The sequence below is a fragment of the Phaeovulum molybdatiresistens genome (assembly GCF_023544865.1).
Taxonomy (GTDB): Bacteria; Pseudomonadota; Alphaproteobacteria; order Rhodobacterales; family Rhodobacteraceae; genus Pontitalea.
Window position 1 is genome coordinate 269,824 of sequence record NZ_JAMJFX010000001.1, and the last position, 14,917, is coordinate 284,740.

The 14,917-nt window shown below is 64.2% G+C and carries 14 protein-coding genes; 13 read left to right on the plus strand and 1 reads right to left on the minus strand.

Translation table 11 applies throughout. From position 1 onward, the window contains the following. The first annotated feature begins 91 nt into the window (after positions 1–91). The 3 genes from topA to MXB90_RS01335 all read left to right on the plus strand — a co-directional run bounded on the left by topA (position 92) and on the right by MXB90_RS01335 (position 4,146). Entirely contained in the window at positions 92–2,731 is a 2,640-nt protein-coding gene (gene topA, locus MXB90_RS01325; protein WP_250040043.1) for a type I DNA topoisomerase, read from the plus strand. A 76-nt stretch (positions 2,732–2,807) separates the two neighbouring features. After that, positions 2,808–3,503, plus strand: a complete 696-nt coding sequence (locus MXB90_RS01330) for a CoA transferase subunit A (protein ID WP_250040045.1) — start codon at positions 2,808–2,810, stop codon at positions 3,501–3,503. Positions 3,504–3,516: 13 nt separating this feature from the next. Continuing rightward, on the plus strand, positions 3,517–4,146 hold the full coding sequence (locus MXB90_RS01335) for a 3-oxoacid CoA-transferase subunit B (RefSeq protein ID WP_250040048.1): 630 nt from the start codon (positions 3,517–3,519) through the stop codon (positions 4,144–4,146). Positions 4,147–4,205: 59 nt separating this feature from the next. Here the strand turns inward: MXB90_RS01335 and MXB90_RS01340 are convergent, their stop codons facing one another. Beyond that, positions 4,206–5,048: a lytic transglycosylase domain-containing protein gene (locus tag MXB90_RS01340; RefSeq protein WP_250040051.1), complete on the minus strand. Its 843-nt coding sequence runs from the start codon at positions 5,046–5,048 to the stop codon at positions 4,206–4,208. A gap of 368 nt (positions 5,049–5,416) precedes the next feature. On the opposite strand from MXB90_RS01340, the gene MXB90_RS01345 reads away from it, so the two are divergent. From MXB90_RS01345 to MXB90_RS01390, 10 genes are all read left to right on the plus strand, one after another. After that, a complete protein-coding gene (locus MXB90_RS01345) occupies positions 5,417–5,623 on the plus strand; it encodes a hypothetical protein (protein ID WP_250040054.1) in 207 nt (68 codons plus the stop codon). Positions 5,624–5,820: 197 nt separating this feature from the next. After that, the gene (locus MXB90_RS01350; protein WP_250040056.1) at positions 5,821–6,006 is read left to right on the plus strand and encodes a hypothetical protein; all 186 of its coding nucleotides are present in this window, start codon (positions 5,821–5,823) and stop codon (positions 6,004–6,006) included. A gap of 160 nt (positions 6,007–6,166) precedes the next feature. Then, the gene (cpaB, locus tag MXB90_RS01355) at positions 6,167–7,036 is read left to right on the plus strand and encodes a Flp pilus assembly protein CpaB (protein ID WP_250040058.1); all 870 of its coding nucleotides are present in this window, start codon (positions 6,167–6,169) and stop codon (positions 7,034–7,036) included. Positions 7,037–7,239: 203 nt separating this feature from the next. Then, on the plus strand, positions 7,240–8,655 hold the full coding sequence (locus MXB90_RS01360; RefSeq protein WP_250040059.1) for a type II and III secretion system protein family protein: 1,416 nt from the start codon (positions 7,240–7,242) through the stop codon (positions 8,653–8,655). A 22-nt stretch (positions 8,656–8,677) separates the two neighbouring features. Next, positions 8,678–9,322 (plus strand): OmpA family protein, encoded by a 645-nt coding sequence (locus MXB90_RS01365; RefSeq protein WP_250040060.1) that lies wholly within the window; start codon positions 8,678–8,680, stop codon positions 9,320–9,322. Between the two features lie 263 nt (positions 9,323–9,585). Next, complete coding sequence (locus tag MXB90_RS01370) at positions 9,586–10,851, plus strand: AAA family ATPase (RefSeq protein ID WP_250040061.1); 1,266 nt, start codon at positions 9,586–9,588, stop codon at positions 10,849–10,851. A gap of 13 nt (positions 10,852–10,864) precedes the next feature. Next, positions 10,865–12,316, plus strand: coding sequence for a CpaF family protein (locus MXB90_RS01375; protein ID WP_250040068.1), 1,452 nt, complete (start codon positions 10,865–10,867; stop codon positions 12,314–12,316). A 5-nt stretch (positions 12,317–12,321) separates the two neighbouring features. After that, positions 12,322–13,290 (plus strand): type II secretion system F family protein, encoded by a 969-nt coding sequence (locus tag MXB90_RS01380; protein ID WP_250040070.1) that lies wholly within the window; start codon positions 12,322–12,324, stop codon positions 13,288–13,290. Between the two features lie 11 nt (positions 13,291–13,301). Next, positions 13,302–14,315: a type II secretion system F family protein gene (locus MXB90_RS01385; protein WP_250040072.1), complete on the plus strand. Its 1,014-nt coding sequence runs from the start codon at positions 13,302–13,304 to the stop codon at positions 14,313–14,315. A gap of 6 nt (positions 14,316–14,321) precedes the next feature. Continuing rightward, positions 14,322–14,888: a tetratricopeptide repeat protein gene (locus MXB90_RS01390; RefSeq protein WP_250040075.1), complete on the plus strand. Its 567-nt coding sequence runs from the start codon at positions 14,322–14,324 to the stop codon at positions 14,886–14,888. The last annotated feature ends 29 nt before the right edge of the window (positions 14,889–14,917 follow it).

The following is a 14,917-nucleotide window of genomic DNA, read 5'->3' on the forward strand; positions in this document are numbered from 1 at the left end:
GACCTTCGGGAAAGTCTCATTGACAATCCCCCCGCAAGGCACACATGTTCCGCGCCCAAAGCGTTTTGCCCGAGTATGAAAAGAGGAAGTCATGGCCGTTGTCGTTGTCGAATCCCCCGCAAAGGCCAAGACGATCAACAAATACCTGGGGTCCGACTACACGGTTCTGGCCTCGTTCGGGCATGTGCGCGACCTGCCGCCCAAGGACGGATCGGTCGATCCCGACCAGGAATTCGCCATGAAATGGGAGGTCGCGGCCGACAGCAAGAAGCACATCCGCGCGATCACCGAAGCGCTGAAGACCGATGATGAACTGATCCTGGCCACCGACCCCGACCGCGAGGGCGAGGCGATTTCGTGGCACCTGCAAGAGGCGCTGGCCGACAAGTTGAAGAAGAAGAAGGTCAGCCGCGTGACCTTCAATGCGATCACCAAGCCCGCGATCCTTGAGGCGATGAAGCACCCCCGCCAGGTCGATACCGCGCTGGTCGAGGCCTATCTGGCGCGGCGCGCGCTGGATTATCTGGTGGGGTTCAACCTGTCGCCCGTGCTGTGGCGCAAGTTGCCGGGCGCAAAATCGGCGGGCCGGGTGCAATCGGTCTGCCTGCGCCTGATCGTCGAACGCGAGATGGAGATCGAGGCGTTCCGCGCCCGCGAATACTGGACCGTCACCGCCACGCTGGTCACCCCGCGCGGCCAGGAATTCAGCGCAAGGCTGACGGTGCTGGGCGGCAAGAAGCTGGACAAGTTCGATCTGGCCAATGAAACGGCGGCGGAACTTGCGGTGCAGGCCGTGACCTCGCGCCCGCTGACGGTGAAATCGGTCGAGGCCAAGCCCGCTACCCGCAACCCCTACCCGCCCTTCATGACCTCGACCCTGCAGCAGGAAGCCAGCCGCAAATTCGGCATGGGCGCCAAGGCCTGCATGTCGGCGGCGCAGCGGCTGTATGAAGCGGGCCACATCACCTATATGCGGACCGACGGTATCGACATGGCCCCCGAGGCGGTGATGGCCGCGCGCGATGAGATCAAGCGCCGCTTCGGGGCCGATTACGTCCCCGACAGCCCCCGCATGTACAAGAACAAGGCCAAGAATGCGCAGGAAGCGCATGAATGCATCCGCCCCACCGACATGGCGATGTCGCCCGACCGGCTGAACGTCGAGGCCGATCAGCGCAAGCTTTATGATCTGATCTGGAAGCGCACGATTGCCAGCCAGATGGCGGCGGCGCGGCTGGAACGCACCACGGTGGATGTGGGCAGCAACGATGGCCAGGTTGAATTGCGCGCGACCGGGCAGGTGGTGACCTTCGACGGCTTCCTGAAGATCTATGATCAGGGCCGCGACGATGACGAAAGCGACGACGGCGCCCGCCTGCCGCAGATCATGCAGGGCGAACCCGCCGACAAGCGCGCGATCACGCCCGAACAGCATTTCACCCAGCCCCCACCCCGCTATACCGAGGCGACGCTGGTCAAGCGGATGGAAGAACTGGGCATCGGGCGACCGTCGACCTATGCCTCGATCGTCACGACCATCCAGGACCGCGGCTATGTGCGCAAGGACAAGAACCGGCTGATCCCGGAAGACACCGGGCGGTTGGTGACGGCCTTTCTGGCGAATTACTTCCGTCGCTATGTGGAATATGACTTCACCGCCGATCTGGAAGACCAACTGGATGACATCTCGGCCGGGGACCGTGATTACAAAGAGGTGCTGGCCCGATTCTGGCGCGATTTCTCTGCGGCGCTGGGGGAAACGTCGGAACTGCGGATTTCCGAGGTGCTGGACAAGATCGATGAGGTGCTGGGCCCGCATCTGTATCCGCCACGCGCCGATGGTGGCGACCCGCGCACCTGCCCGACCTGTGGCGCGGGTCGGCTGAACCTCAAGACCGCGCGGTCAGGCGGGGCGTTCATCGGCTGTTCGAACTATCCCGAATGCCGCTATACCCGCCCGCTGTCGGCGCCCGGCGATGGCGAGGCGGCGGCGCTGGATGGCAAGGTTCTGGGCCAGGATGAGGGCGCCGACATCACGCTGCGAATCGGTCGTTTCGGCCCCTATGTCCAGAAGGGCGAGGCGACAGCCGATCAGCCCAAGCCCCCGCGCGCCAGCCTGCCCAAGGGCTGGTCGCCCGAAAGCATGGATCTGGACCGCGCGCTGATGCTGTTGTCGCTGCCGCGCCAGATCGGCACCCACCCCGAGGATGGCGAGCCCGTCGAGGCCAGCATCGGCCGCTTTGGTCCCTATGTGAAGCACAACAAGACCTACGCGAACCTGCCCGACGTCGATGAGGTCTTTACCATCGGCATGAACCGCGCGGTCGAGGTTCTGGCGCAAAAGGCCGCGCGCGGCCCCGGCGGGCGTGGGGCCGCCGCCCAGCCGATCAAGGATCTGGGCGAACACCCTGATGGCGGCGCCATCCAGGTCATGCCCGGGCGCTATGGGCCCTATGTGAAATGGGGCAAGGTCAACGCGACCATCCCCAAGGACGCAGCCCCCGAGGCGATCACCCTGGAAGAGGCCCTGCCCCTGCTGGCCGCCAAGGCTACCAAGGGGGGCAAGAAGGCCCCGGCCCGCAAGGCGCCCGCGAAAAAGGCCCCGGCAAAGGCAGCCGCCAAGACGCCCGCCAAGACCGCAACCAAGGCCACAACCAAAACCGCCGGTGCCAAGAAGCCCGCGGCGAAAAAGGCCGCACCCAAGAAGGCGGGAACCGGCGAGGACGCATGATCCCTTGCTGCGCCGCCGCATTGACTTGCGCAATGCGGCGGGCCACAAAACCCTAGCGATTTAGGAGGAGCGTTCCATGAACAAGGTCTACGGGACCGCGGCAGAGGCCCTGGACGGGCTTTTGCACGACGGGATGACGATGGCGGCCGGGGGATTTGGGCTTTGCGGCATCCCCGAGCTGTTGATTGCGGCGATCCGCGATGCGGGGACAAAGGACATCACCATCGCCTCGAACAACTGCGGGGTGGATGATTTCGGTCTGGGCATCCTGCTCAAGACCCGGCAGATCAAGAAGATGATCTCCTCCTACGTCGGGGAAAACGCCGAATTCATGCGCCAATACCTGTCGGGTGAGCTGGAGCTGGAATTCAACCCGCAAGGCACACTGGCCGAACGCATGCGCGCGGGCGGTGCGGGGATTCCGGGCTTTTACACGAAAACCGGCGTCGGCACGGTGATCGCCGATGGCAAGGACCACAAGGATTTCAACGGCGAAACCTATATCCTGGAAACCGGCCTGGTGATGGATCTGGCGATCGTCAAGGCCTGGAAGGCCGACACCTCGGGCAACCTGATCTTCCGCAAGACGGCGCGCAACTTCAACGTGCCGGCGGCGACCTGCGGGCGGGTCTGCGTGGCCGAGGTCGAGGAAATCGTGCCGCTGGGCAGCCTGGACCCCGACCACATCCACCTGCCCGGCATCTATGTGCACCGCCTGATCCAGGGCCAGCACGAAAAGCGCATCGAACAGCGCACCACGCGCGCAGCCTGAGGGGGAACGCATCATGGCATGGGACCGCAACCAGATGGCCGCCCGCGCGGCAAAGGAACTGCGCGACGGGATGTATGTGAACCTTGGCATCGGGATCCCGACGCTGGTGGCCAATTACATCCCCGAAGGGGTTAACGTGACGCTTCAATCGGAAAACGGGATGCTGGGCATCGGCCCCTTCCCGACCGAGGACCAAGTCGACCCCGATCTGATCAACGCCGGCAAGCAGACGATCACCGAACTGCCGCAGACCGCCTATTTCGACAGCGCCACCAGCTTTGCGATGATCCGCGGCGGCAAGATCGCCATGGCGATCCTGGGCGCGATGGAGGTCAGCGAGCGCGGCGATCTGGCGAACTGGATGATCCCGGGCAAGCTGGTCAAGGGCATGGGCGGGGCGATGGATCTGGTCGCCGGCGTCAAGCGCGTGGTGGTGGTGATGGACCACACCAACAAGGCCGGCGAGTCCAAGGTGCTGCACGACTGCACCCTGCCGCTGACCGGCAAGGGCGTGGTGGACCGCATCATCACCAACCTGGGCGTGCTGGATGTGGGCCACAAGGGCCTGCACATCGTTGAACTGGCCGATGGCGTCACCGAGGCCGAACTGCGCGCCGCGACCGAGGCCACCATCGTCGACTAAGGCAGGAACAGGAACACCGGGGGCCCCGCATAGGCTGCGGGGCCTTTTTCATGGGGTAGTCAGGTGCCCTTCAGCGCAAAGACACAGCCGTCGGTCACAAGCTCGGGCGGGGTGCGGCACAGGCCGCGCGCCACGGTCCAGGCGGCCAGAACCTTGGGCACATAGGCGCGGGTTTCCGCAAACGGTGGCACACCGCCGTTCTTCTTCACCGCATTTTCACCCGCATTATAGGCGGCCAGCACCATCAGCGGGTCGCGGTCGAATTCCTTCATCAGCCAGTCCAGATAGGCCACGCCGCCGCGGATGTTCTGCACCGGATCGACGCTGTCGCCGACCTTGAACCGATCCGCCGTGGCCGGGATCAGCTGCATCAAACCCACCGCCCCGGCGGATGACACCGCATCCACCCGCCCGCCGCTTTCGATGCCGATCACCGCCAGCACCAGCGCGGGCGACACCTCGGTGCCGATCGTGGCGGCCAGGATGTCGGCACCGTGGCGGGCCGCGATATCCTGCAGATGGGCCAGCCGTGGCGCGGCCACCGCCTTGCCCCCCGGCCCCTGCGACAGCGCCGCCAGCGCCTTGCCAAAGCGCCCGTCGCGGTCGCCCAGGCTGGGCGAGACGGCATCCCAATACCAGTCATAGACGCCCGGCCCCTTGGGCGCCGCCGCATCGGGCAGGCGCGTCACCGGGGTAAAGGGCCTGGCGGCGGCGGTGGCCAGCGCGCGGCGCTGTTCCTCTGGGTCGATCTGGATCGTCAGGAACCGCTTGGTGCCGGGCTGCGGCACGCCCACGCGCTTGGGCTGGATGTCATTCGTGATAGGCGCGGCAAGCTCTGCCCCCGCGGGCGCGGCGCCAAGCGCCACACAGATCGCCATCGCCCCTGCCCATATGCGGTGCATCCCGGCCGTCCTGCCTTGTGAAATACCTGCTCTGGGGTCTTTGCCCCTTGAATTTCTTATCCGCGCATCAGGCCGAAAAATCCAGAAAAACCGGCCAAATGGGGGCGAAAGCGCCCAAAATCGGCCGGAAGGCAACAGGTTTCCGGGGCGGAAAATCCGAAAATTTAGGAATTTTTCATTTATTTTCAATGTCTTGCTGAAATTTCCCAAAGAAAATTAACGCTTCGTGAAAAGGCCCAAGGCATGCCCAAATCCTGCCACCATCCGAAGGCGATATAGGGACATGCCGCGACGGTGAGGCCACAGCAACACAGGGCCAGCGACCCGGGGCGCGGAGGATGCAACCAGTGACCGCAAGGGGAAATACGATGAAACTGTTCAAATTCGCTCGCAAGATCCGCACCGAAGAAGACGGCGCTGTGACCGTTGACTGGGTCGTGCTGACCGCTGCCGTTGTTGGCCTGGGCGCGCTGGCGCTGAGCTTCATCCGTCAGGGCACCGAAGATCTGGCCACCGGGATCGGCGGCTACATGACCACCGAATCGACGAACGTTGGCGTTGTTCCGGAAAGCTGATCTGTTCAACGGACGAGACTTGAATTGGGCCACGCAGATCACGCGTGGCCCAATCGTTTTGTAGTCACCCCGAGGCAGCCACGTTGCTCGACCCAATATTTTCCCTAATCTGCCCGAATTTGGCCCAGATACCGGGGCAACCTGACGCAAGTGCGGCCGATGACGGCAGCCCCCAGGGAGATTGATGAGGATTAGCGATGAAAACCAGTTTTGCTGCCCTGTGGACGATTTGGAACGACGAAGATGGCGCGGTCACGGTTGACTGGGTCTTGCTGACGGCAGTTGTGGTGGGCTTCGGCGCGATGGTCGTTGGCCTGCTGTTCGAAGGGACTTCGTCGCTGTCCGAAGCCATCGCGACCTACCTGAGCGCGCGCGAAGTCTAACCCAGCCAGGCACACCGGCCTTAACCGGTTTACTTATTCGCGCCGCCGCTTCAAAGTTCCCGCGGAAATCCGCCACGGTGTTGCCACTTTTTGCGCTCAGGAAGGCGAAAATGCCCCGGGCCGCAGCCAGGTTGGCGGTGTATGAGGAAGGAGTAGTCGGATGCGTATGGTTGTTGTGCTGGTGCTGGCGCTAGGCATCGCCCTTGCAGGAGGCGCGGTCTACATGGCGCAGGAAACGATCACCCGCGCCCAGGCAGAACGGGACTATCTACTGCGCGAGCGCCAAAAATCGCCGCAGCTGATCGATGTGGTGGTGGTCAAACGCCCGCTGGAATACGGTGAACGCTTTACCCGCGACGATCTGGAGGTCATCAAGGTTCAGGCCGGCAAGGTGCCCGAAGGCGCCTATCAGGCGATCACCGTGGCGCAAGACGCCCAGAACGCCCCCCGCGCCGTGTTTGTGGACGCCGAAACCCGCCCCCGCGCCGCGCTGCGGTCTTTCGCAGCCTTTGAGCCGATCCTGGAAAGCAAGGTCACCGCGCCGGGCACCGATGCGGGCATTCACGCCGCGCTGTCGGCCAACATGCGCGCCTTTACCATCAATGTGGATGTCGCCTCGGGTGTGTCGGGCTTTTTGCGTCCGGGCGATCATGTCGATGTCTACTGGTCGGGCCAGATCAACGGCCAGCCGGTCACCAAGCTGATCGACACCAACCTGCGCCTGATCGCCGTGGACCAAAGCGCCGATGCTGACCGTAGCGAAACCACCCGGATCGCGCGCACCGTCACGGCCGAAGTGTCCCCCGAACAGGTCGCCGCGCTGACGCTGGCGCAATCCACGGGGCGGCTGACGCTGTCGCTGGTGGGGATGCAGAACACCAGTGAAATCGGCGCGATCGAGATTGACCGCGACCAGCTGCTGGGCGTCACCGCCCCCGAGGTTGTTAAGGTCGAGGCCGCCAAGGTCTGCACCATCCGCACCCGCAAGGGCGCCGATGTCGTCGAGGTTCAGATCCCCTGCACCAACTGACCCTGCCCCGCCGCGCACAGCGTTGGCGGGACAGGCAGGCGACACCCGGCCTGTTGCAGGATTTCCACATGAACGCCCTGCGGCAATGCGTTGATTCTTGCAAAAATATCGCAACTCGCGCATGGTGTGGAAAATTTCGGGCAAAAGTTCCTAAGGCGGGCAGCAGATCCGCCATGTGACGTGATCAGAGAGGCAGGATCACAATGAGTATGAAATATCTGATTCAGGCCGGGCTTTTGGGCAGCGCGCTGGCATTTGGCATGGCGGCGCCGGTTGCGGCGGAAACGCTGCGGGTGATGTCCGGCTCGGCTTCCAGCCCGCTGAACGTTCCGATGAACCGCGCGGTGGTGGTGGAAAGCGACCAGCCCTTTGCGGAACTGTCGATCGCCAACCCCGGCATTGCCGATATCACCACGCTGTCGGACCGCACGATCTATGTGCTGGGCAAGGTGCCGGGCCGTACGACGATGACCATCCTGGGCGCCGACGGCAAGCTGATCACCAATGTCGAGGTGCAGGTCACCCCCGACATCGGCGAATTCAAGGAACGGCTGCGCCAGATCCTGCCCGGCGAGACCATTGAGGTGCGCACCGCCAACGACGGGGTCGTGCTGTCGGGCACCGTTTCGTCGACGGCCAAGCTGGACCGCGCGCTGGACCTGGCCCAACGTTACGCCCCGGACCGGGTGTCGAACCTGATGACGGTGGGCGGCACCCAGCAGGTGATGCTGAAGGTGCGCTTTGCCGAAATGCAGCGATCCGTGTCCAAGAACCTGTCGGCCTCGCTGGGGGTGCGCGGGGTGACGGGGGATGTGGGCGTTGCGTCGGGCACGGGCAACTATACCTCGAACGGGGCGCTTTCCAGTTCCTTCGACAATGGCAATTTCCCGGTGAAAGCCACCTCGACCGGGGCGCTGGGGCTGGGGTTCACCTCGGGCAACCTGGAATTCGCGGTGCTGCTGGAGGCGCTGGAATCCAAGGGCGTCGTGCGCACGCTGGCCGAACCGAACCTGACCGCGCTGTCGGGCCAGGAGGCCAAGTTCCTGGCCGGCGGGGAATACCCGATCCCGGTGGTCGATGACGGCAGCATCTCGATTGAATACAAGCCCTTCGGCGTCGAAATGTCGTTCATTCCGCGCGTGGTGGATGGCGATATCATCAACCTGGCGATCACCGCGGCGGTGTCGGAAATCGACACCTCGGTCAGCCTGCAGTCGGGCGGCTTTTCGGTCAACGCCTTCAAGCGGCGCGAAACCAAGACCACCGTGGAAATGCGCGATGGCGAAAGCTTTGCCATCGCCGGCCTGCTGCAGGACAGCTTCAACGATCTGAACGCGCAGGTGCCGTGGCTTGGCGACGTGCCGGTTCTGGGCGCGCTGTTCCGCTCGGCGGATTACAAGCGCCAGCAATCGGAACTGGTGATCATCGTGACACCGCATCTGGTTTCGCCGACGCGCGGCGAGGCGTTGGCCTTGCCCACCGACCGGGTCCGCCCGCCGACCGAGGCGGAGCTGTTCCTGTTTGGCAAGGCCGCGGCCAGCACCGGCCCGAAATCCGGCGCGGCCGCCGAAGTGGCCAAGCAGGATTTCTCGGGCTCCTACGGCTATGTGATGGAGTGAGCGGATGAACAGGGGGCCAGCAATGCGCAATCTCATGCTCGCGGCGGCGGTTCTGGCGCTGGCCGCCTGCGAACCGGCCGCCCGCGGTTTCTATTCCGAGGCGGGAAGCGAACTTGACACCGGCGGCTTCGGCAATGCCACGATGAACAACACCCTGGTGCAAAGCGGCGATCGCGATCTGGCGATCAACCTGACCAACCGCTTTGCCGCCGAGGTGCCCAACACCGTGACCTTTGCCTTCAACTCCTCGGTTCTGGACGGTCAGGCCCAGGCAGCCCTGCGCCAGCAGGCAGACTGGATCCGGCAGTTCCCCGAGGTGCGCTTCCGCGTCTATGGCCATACCGATCTGGTCGGATCGGAAAGCTACAACAAGGCGCTTGGCCTGCGCCGGGCGCAGGCGGTGGTGGCCTATCTGGCCAGCCAGGGCATTTCGCGCACACGGCTTGAGGCCGTCGTTTCCTTCGGCGAAACGCAGCCCCTTGTCTACACCCAGGCGCCCGAGGAACGGAACCGCCGCACCGTCACCGAGGTGTCGGGCTTTGTCAAAGGCCACCCGATGGTGCTGAACGGCAAATATGCCGCCGTGATCTTCCGCGAATATGTGCGCAGCGCCGCGCCGGCGCACACGCTGAACGATACGGTCATCCAGACGGGCACCGGCGGCTAAGCGACCACAGCGTCACAATCAGAACCGAACGCGGCGGCCTTTTGAAAACAAAGGCCGCCGTTTCCGTTCAATCGTAAACCGAAATCGCACAATTGGAACATTATAGCCCCAATGTCGCCAAGATTCCCGACGACCTTGAACCTAGGCAAAAGTGGCATGACCCCGAGTCGTGCCCGGATGGCGGGATCGGTCTGACAGATGAATGGCAAAAGCATGATCATCGGTAAGGCGACCCGGATCCGCGTGCAAAAGGACGTGAGGCTATGAGTACCGCAGCAGTTCTGAAACCCGAACCCGCGCCGATCGTGGCCTGCACGATCTCGCGCGATGTGGCGAATTTCGATCTTCTGATCGAGGATATGGAAGCCGAACTTGGCGAAAGCTGGGGCGACCTGACCTTTGACGACGCGGTTCAGTTCCTGTCGCAACCCGATGCCGATTCGCTGGAATTCGTGGCCGTCGCCGTGGACAGCCAGGATGAAGCGGATCTGGCCCGGATTTCCGAGGTGATCACCACCGCCAAGGACCGGGGCATCCGGGTGATCGTGATCGCCGAAGAGGTCAGCCCGATCGCCCTGCATCAGCTGCTGCGGCTGGGGGCGGATGATTTCGTCCCCTACCCCCTGCCCGAAGGCGCCCTGCATGAGGCGATCGAGCGGCTTGGCCAGGCCGATGCCCCCGCCGCCATGTTGCCCCCCCATGTCAGCGAAACCGCCGATACCACCTTCAAGGCGACCGGCGGGCGCGATGGCGTGGTGCTGCCGGTGCACGGCCTGTCGGGCGGCGTGGGCGCCACGACCTTTGCGGTGAACCTGGCCTGGGAGCTGGCGCGCGAACAGAAGAAGGGGGCGCCCGCGCCGCGGGTCTGTCTGCTGGATTTCGATTTCCAGTATGGCTCGACCGCGACCTATCTGGACCTGCCGCGCCGCGAGGTGGTGTTTGAACTGCTGTCGGACACGGCGCATATGGACGCCTCATCCTTCCGGCAGGCGCTGTTGACCTTCAATGACCGGCTGCATGTGCTGACCGCGCCGGTCGACATGCTGCCGCTGGACATCGTCACCAGCGAGGATGTGAACCGCATCATCGACATGGCACGGGCCAATTTCGACTTTGTCGTGATCGACATGCCTTCGACCGTGGTGCAATGGACCGAGGCGGTCCTGCAGCAGGCAAAGGTCTATTTCGCCCTGCTGGAACTTGACATGCGGTCGGCACAAAATGCGCTGCGGATGATCCGCGCGCTGAAGGCCGAGGGGCTTCCGGCGGAAAAGCTGCGATTCATCCTGAACCGCGCGCCGAAATTCACCGACCTGACCGGCAAGTCGCGCGTCAAGCGGATGGCCGAAAGCCTGGACATCTCGATCGAGGTGCAGCTGCCCGATGGCGGCAAGCCGATCACCCAGGCCAATGACCACGGCCTGCCGCTGGCCGAAACGGCGGCAAAAGCGCCCCTGCGCAAGGAACTGCAAAAACTTGCCGAATCGCTGCTGGCCCTGACCCAGGTCGCCGAGAGCGCCGCCCCCTGAGGAGACTGACCCGATGTTCTCGCGCTACAAGAAGGCCGCGCAGCCGACCAAGGGCCCGGCGCTGAAACCTGCAGGCGCGGACCGGCCCGAGGCCACGGTCGCCCCGGTTGAGCACAAGCCCCTGCTCCAACGCCGCCCCGTTGCCCCCGCCGAGGCGCCCGCCCAGGCCGCCGCCCTCGACAAGGAGCGCAAGCGCAAGGAACGGATGAGCGAGCTGAAGGTGGAACTGCACCGCCGCCTTCTGGAAAACCTGAACCTGTCCGCGCTGGAACGCGCCTCGGAAACCGAACTGAAGGCGGAAATTGCCTCGATCGCGGGCGAGGCGATGGCCGAGATGTCGGTGGCGCTGAACGCCACCGAACGCCAGACGCTGAACCAGGAACTGTATGATGAGGTCATGGGCCTTGGCCCGCTGGAACCGCTGCTGAAGGACGAAACCGTCAGCGACATTCTGGTGAACGGGCCACAACAGATCTTTGTGGAACGCGGCGGCAAGCTGCAGCTGACCGACATCACCTTCAAGGACGAACGCCACCTGCTGCGGATCATCGACAAGATCGTGTCCGCCGTGGGCCGTCGGGTGGACGAATCCAACCCCTATGTCGACGCGCGTCTGGCCGACGGGTCGCGTTTCAACGCGATGGTGCCGCCGATCGCGGTGGATGGCAGCCTGGTTTCCATCCGGAAATTCAAGAAGGACAAGCTGGGCATCGACGATCTGGTGCGCTTTGGTGCCTTTACCGAGGAAATGGCCGCCTATCTGCAGGCCGCCGTCTCCACCCGGCTGAACGTGATTGTTTCGGGCGGGACGGGTTCGGGGAAAACCACCACGCTGAACGCGCTGTCGTCCTTCATCGACAATTCCGAACGCATCCTGACGATCGAGGATACGGCGGAACTTCAGCTGCAGCAGGTCCATGTCGGCCGGATGGAAAGCCGCCCCGCGAACGTGGAAGGCAAGGGCGCCGTCACCCCGCGCGACTGTCTGCGCAACGCGCTGCGGATGCGCCCCGACCGGATCATCGTCGGCGAAACCCGGGGCGAGGAAGTGATCGACATGTTGCAGGCGATGAACACCGGCCACGACGGGTCGATGACCACGATCCACGCCAACAGCGCCCGCGACGGGATCAGCCGTCTGGAAAACATGATCGCCATGTCGGGGATCGAAATGCCGACCAAGGCGGTCCGCAGCCAGATCGCCAGCGCCGTCAACCTGATCGTGCAGGCCAGCCGCCTGCAGGACGGGTCGCGCCGGATGACCTCGATCACCGAGATCACCGGGATGGAAGGCGATGTAATCTCGATGCAGGAAATCTTCCGCTACGAACGGCTGGGCCTTGCGCCCGATGGCAAGATCATCGGCCGCTTCACCGCAACCGGGGTGCGGTCGCATTTTTCCGACCGGTTCCGGCAATGGGGCTATGACCTGCCCGCCTCGATCTATGAGCCGGTGGAGGGCTGAACCCGATGATCATCAGCCCCACCCCGATCATCTACGGCCTGATCTTCGTCGCGGTCCTGCTGCTGGTGGAAGGGATCTACCTGCTGGTCTTTGGCAAGTCGATCTCGCTCAACAACAAGGTCAACCGCCGCCTGGCGCTGCTGGACAAGGGCGGCCGGCGCGAAGAGGTGCTGGAACAGCTTCGCAAGGAAGCCACCCAGCACATGAATGCCAAGGGCATCCCGCTGTATTCCCTGCTGGCGGAGAAGGCGCGCAAGGGCAACATCGCCTTTTCCCCCGCGGCGCTGATCGGGGTGATGGCGCTTTTGTCGGGCGTGGCCTTTGTCGGGCTGACGCTGGCCAGCCAGGCGGGGCTTGCGGTGCGCATCGCGCTGTCGGTCGGCATGGGGGTCGGCGCGGTCTATTTCTGGGTCAGCGGCAAGGCCTCCAAGCGGATCAAGCTGGCCGAGGAACAATTGCCCGAAGCCGTCGAACTGATGGTGCGCAGCCTGCGCGTGGGCCATCCGTTTTCCTCGGCGATCCAGATCGTCGCGAAAGAGGTGGCCGACCCGCTGGGGTCGGAATTCGGCATCATCGCCGATGAGGCCGCCTATGGCCGCAACGTCGCCGACAGCCTGCGCGACATGGCCGAACGCATGGACATGCAGGATCTGCGCTTCCTGGCGGTGGCCGTGTCGATCCAGCAAACATCGGGCGGCAACCTGGCCGAGATCCTGGATGGCCTGTCCAAGGTGATCCGCGCGCGCTTCCGGCTGTTCCGCCGGGTCAGCGCGATCACCGCCGAACCGCGCTGGTCGGGGATCTTCCTGTCCGCCTTCCCGATCGTGGTTCTGGTGATCATCCAGATCGTCGCGCCGAACTATTACGACGCGGTCAAGGATACACCCGCCTTCATCCCGACCGCGATCGTCGTTTTCGCGCTGCTGGGGGTGAACATGCTGTTCATGAAGATCATGACGACGATCAAGGTCTGAGGAGGCGGGAAATGGAACTTGTCCAATCGCTCAATGCGACGCTGACGAATGCCCTGGGGCCGATGGGCCCGCTGATCGCGCTGGGGGGCGTGGGTCTGCTGATGGTGCTGGCGACCCTGCCCGCGCTGCTGAAGAAGCGCGCCGACCCCTTTGACCGGCTGCGCGAAGGGCGCAAGGGGCCGGGCGGGGCCGCGGCGCTGCGCGGGCGCGACAAGGCGGGCAAGACCACCAAGGCAAGCCTGCGCCTGGGCGGCGGTTCGGACAAGCTGGACAAATATGCCAACTTCCTGGAACCCAAGACCGAACAAGAGATGTCGGCCGCCCGCATGCGGATGACGCGCGCCGGCTATCGCAGCGCCAGCGCCGTGCGGACCTTTCACGCCATTCAGTTCGGGCTTGGGCTTGGGATGCTGACGCTGGGCGGGGTCTATGCCTTCGTGATGAACGCCAGTGGCTCGCTCAGCCAGACCGAGGCGATCCTGTGGGTGCTGATCCCGGGTGTTGCGGGCTATTACGGCCCGCGGCGCTGGGTCGATCAGCGCATCGCCGCGCGCACCGCCGAAATCCAGAACGGCTTTCCCGACGCGCTGGACATGCTTCTGGTCTGCGTCGAGGCGGGGCAATCGCTGGATCAGGGGATCTTGCGGGTGGCCAGGGAACTGCGCACATCCTACCCCGTGATGGCCGAGGAATTCGAAACCGTCAGCCAGGAAATCAAGGCCGGCAAGGACAAGGCACAGGTGCTGCGCGCTTTTGGCGAACGGTCCGGCGTGCCGGATGTGGCCTCTTTCGTGACCGTGATGATCCAGTCGCAGACCTTCGGTACCTCTATCGCCGAGGCACTGCGGCTTTACGCCGCCGACATGCGCGACAAGCGGATCATGCGCGCCGAAGAGGCCGCCAACAAGATCCCCACCAAGATGACGCTGGGCACGATGATGTTCACGGTGCCGCCGCTTCTGATCATCCTTGTCGGCCCCTCGGTGCATGATATGATGGAAAACTTCAAATCCATGAGCTTCTAGACCTTCATGCCCCCTCTGCGCACCGGCCGCACCCTGGCCGCCCTGTTCGTGTTGCTGGCCGCCTGTTCCCCGGGCGGCCTTTCGCCGCAAGATGGCAGCCCCTATGCCCCTGGCACCGCCGCCCGGGGCGAGGCGGTGGATGGGCTGACCGTCGGTCACCGGCTGATGGCCGCGGGCGAATATGAACTGGCGCTGAAGGCCTATTACCGCGCTGCCGCCAAGCAGGGGGCGAATGTCGACGTTCTGTCCGCGGTGGGGTCGGCCAACCTGCATCTGGGCCGGCTGGGCCAGGCCGAACAGCTGCTGCGCCGCGCGATCGAACAGGATCGCAACTTTGTGCCCGCCTGGAACAACCTTGGCGTCGTGCTGATGGAAAAGGGCGAGGTGGCCGAGGCCGCGAAGGTCTTTGAAACCGCCTATGCGCTGGATAGTGGCCATTCGGACGCGATCCGGGAAAACCTGCGCCTCGCGCTCGCCAATCGGGGCGATCCGGGCTATGGTGTTCCCGAGGAACGGAACTTCACGCTGGTGCGGCGGGGGGCGGGTGAATACCTTCTTCTGACCAAACGCTGAACCCGATCCAGAGGCAACGAGCAAAAGGA

Bases quoted from the DNA above. Each gene is read 5' to 3' on its own strand.
- MXB90_RS01375 (WP_250040068.1), top strand. From the start codon at position 10,865: ATGTTCTCGCGCTACAAGAAGGCCGCGCAGCCGACCAAGGGCCCGGCG.
- MXB90_RS01340 (WP_250040051.1), bottom strand. From the start codon at position 5,048: ATGCACCGCATATGGGCAGGGGCGATGGCGATCTGTGTGGCGCTTGGC.
- MXB90_RS01335 (WP_250040048.1), top strand. From the start codon at position 3,517: ATGGCATGGGACCGCAACCAGATGGCCGCCCGCGCGGCAAAGGAACTG.
- cpaB (WP_250040058.1), top strand. From the start codon at position 6,167: ATGCGTATGGTTGTTGTGCTGGTGCTGGCGCTAGGCATCGCCCTTGCA.
- topA (WP_250040043.1), top strand. From the start codon at position 92: ATGGCCGTTGTCGTTGTCGAATCCCCCGCAAAGGCCAAGACGATCAAC.
- MXB90_RS01385 (WP_250040072.1), top strand. From the start codon at position 13,302: ATGGAACTTGTCCAATCGCTCAATGCGACGCTGACGAATGCCCTGGGG.
- MXB90_RS01345 (WP_250040054.1), top strand. From the start codon at position 5,417: ATGAAACTGTTCAAATTCGCTCGCAAGATCCGCACCGAAGAAGACGGC.
- MXB90_RS01350 (WP_250040056.1), top strand. From the start codon at position 5,821: ATGAAAACCAGTTTTGCTGCCCTGTGGACGATTTGGAACGACGAAGAT.
- MXB90_RS01370 (WP_250040061.1), top strand. From the start codon at position 9,586: ATGAGTACCGCAGCAGTTCTGAAACCCGAACCCGCGCCGATCGTGGCC.
- MXB90_RS01380 (WP_250040070.1), top strand. From the start codon at position 12,322: ATGATCATCAGCCCCACCCCGATCATCTACGGCCTGATCTTCGTCGCG.
- MXB90_RS01390 (WP_250040075.1), top strand. From the start codon at position 14,322: ATGCCCCCTCTGCGCACCGGCCGCACCCTGGCCGCCCTGTTCGTGTTG.
- MXB90_RS01360 (WP_250040059.1), top strand. From the start codon at position 7,240: ATGAGTATGAAATATCTGATTCAGGCCGGGCTTTTGGGCAGCGCGCTG.
- MXB90_RS01330 (WP_250040045.1), top strand. From the start codon at position 2,808: ATGAACAAGGTCTACGGGACCGCGGCAGAGGCCCTGGACGGGCTTTTG.
- MXB90_RS01365 (WP_250040060.1), top strand. From the start codon at position 8,678: ATGCGCAATCTCATGCTCGCGGCGGCGGTTCTGGCGCTGGCCGCCTGC.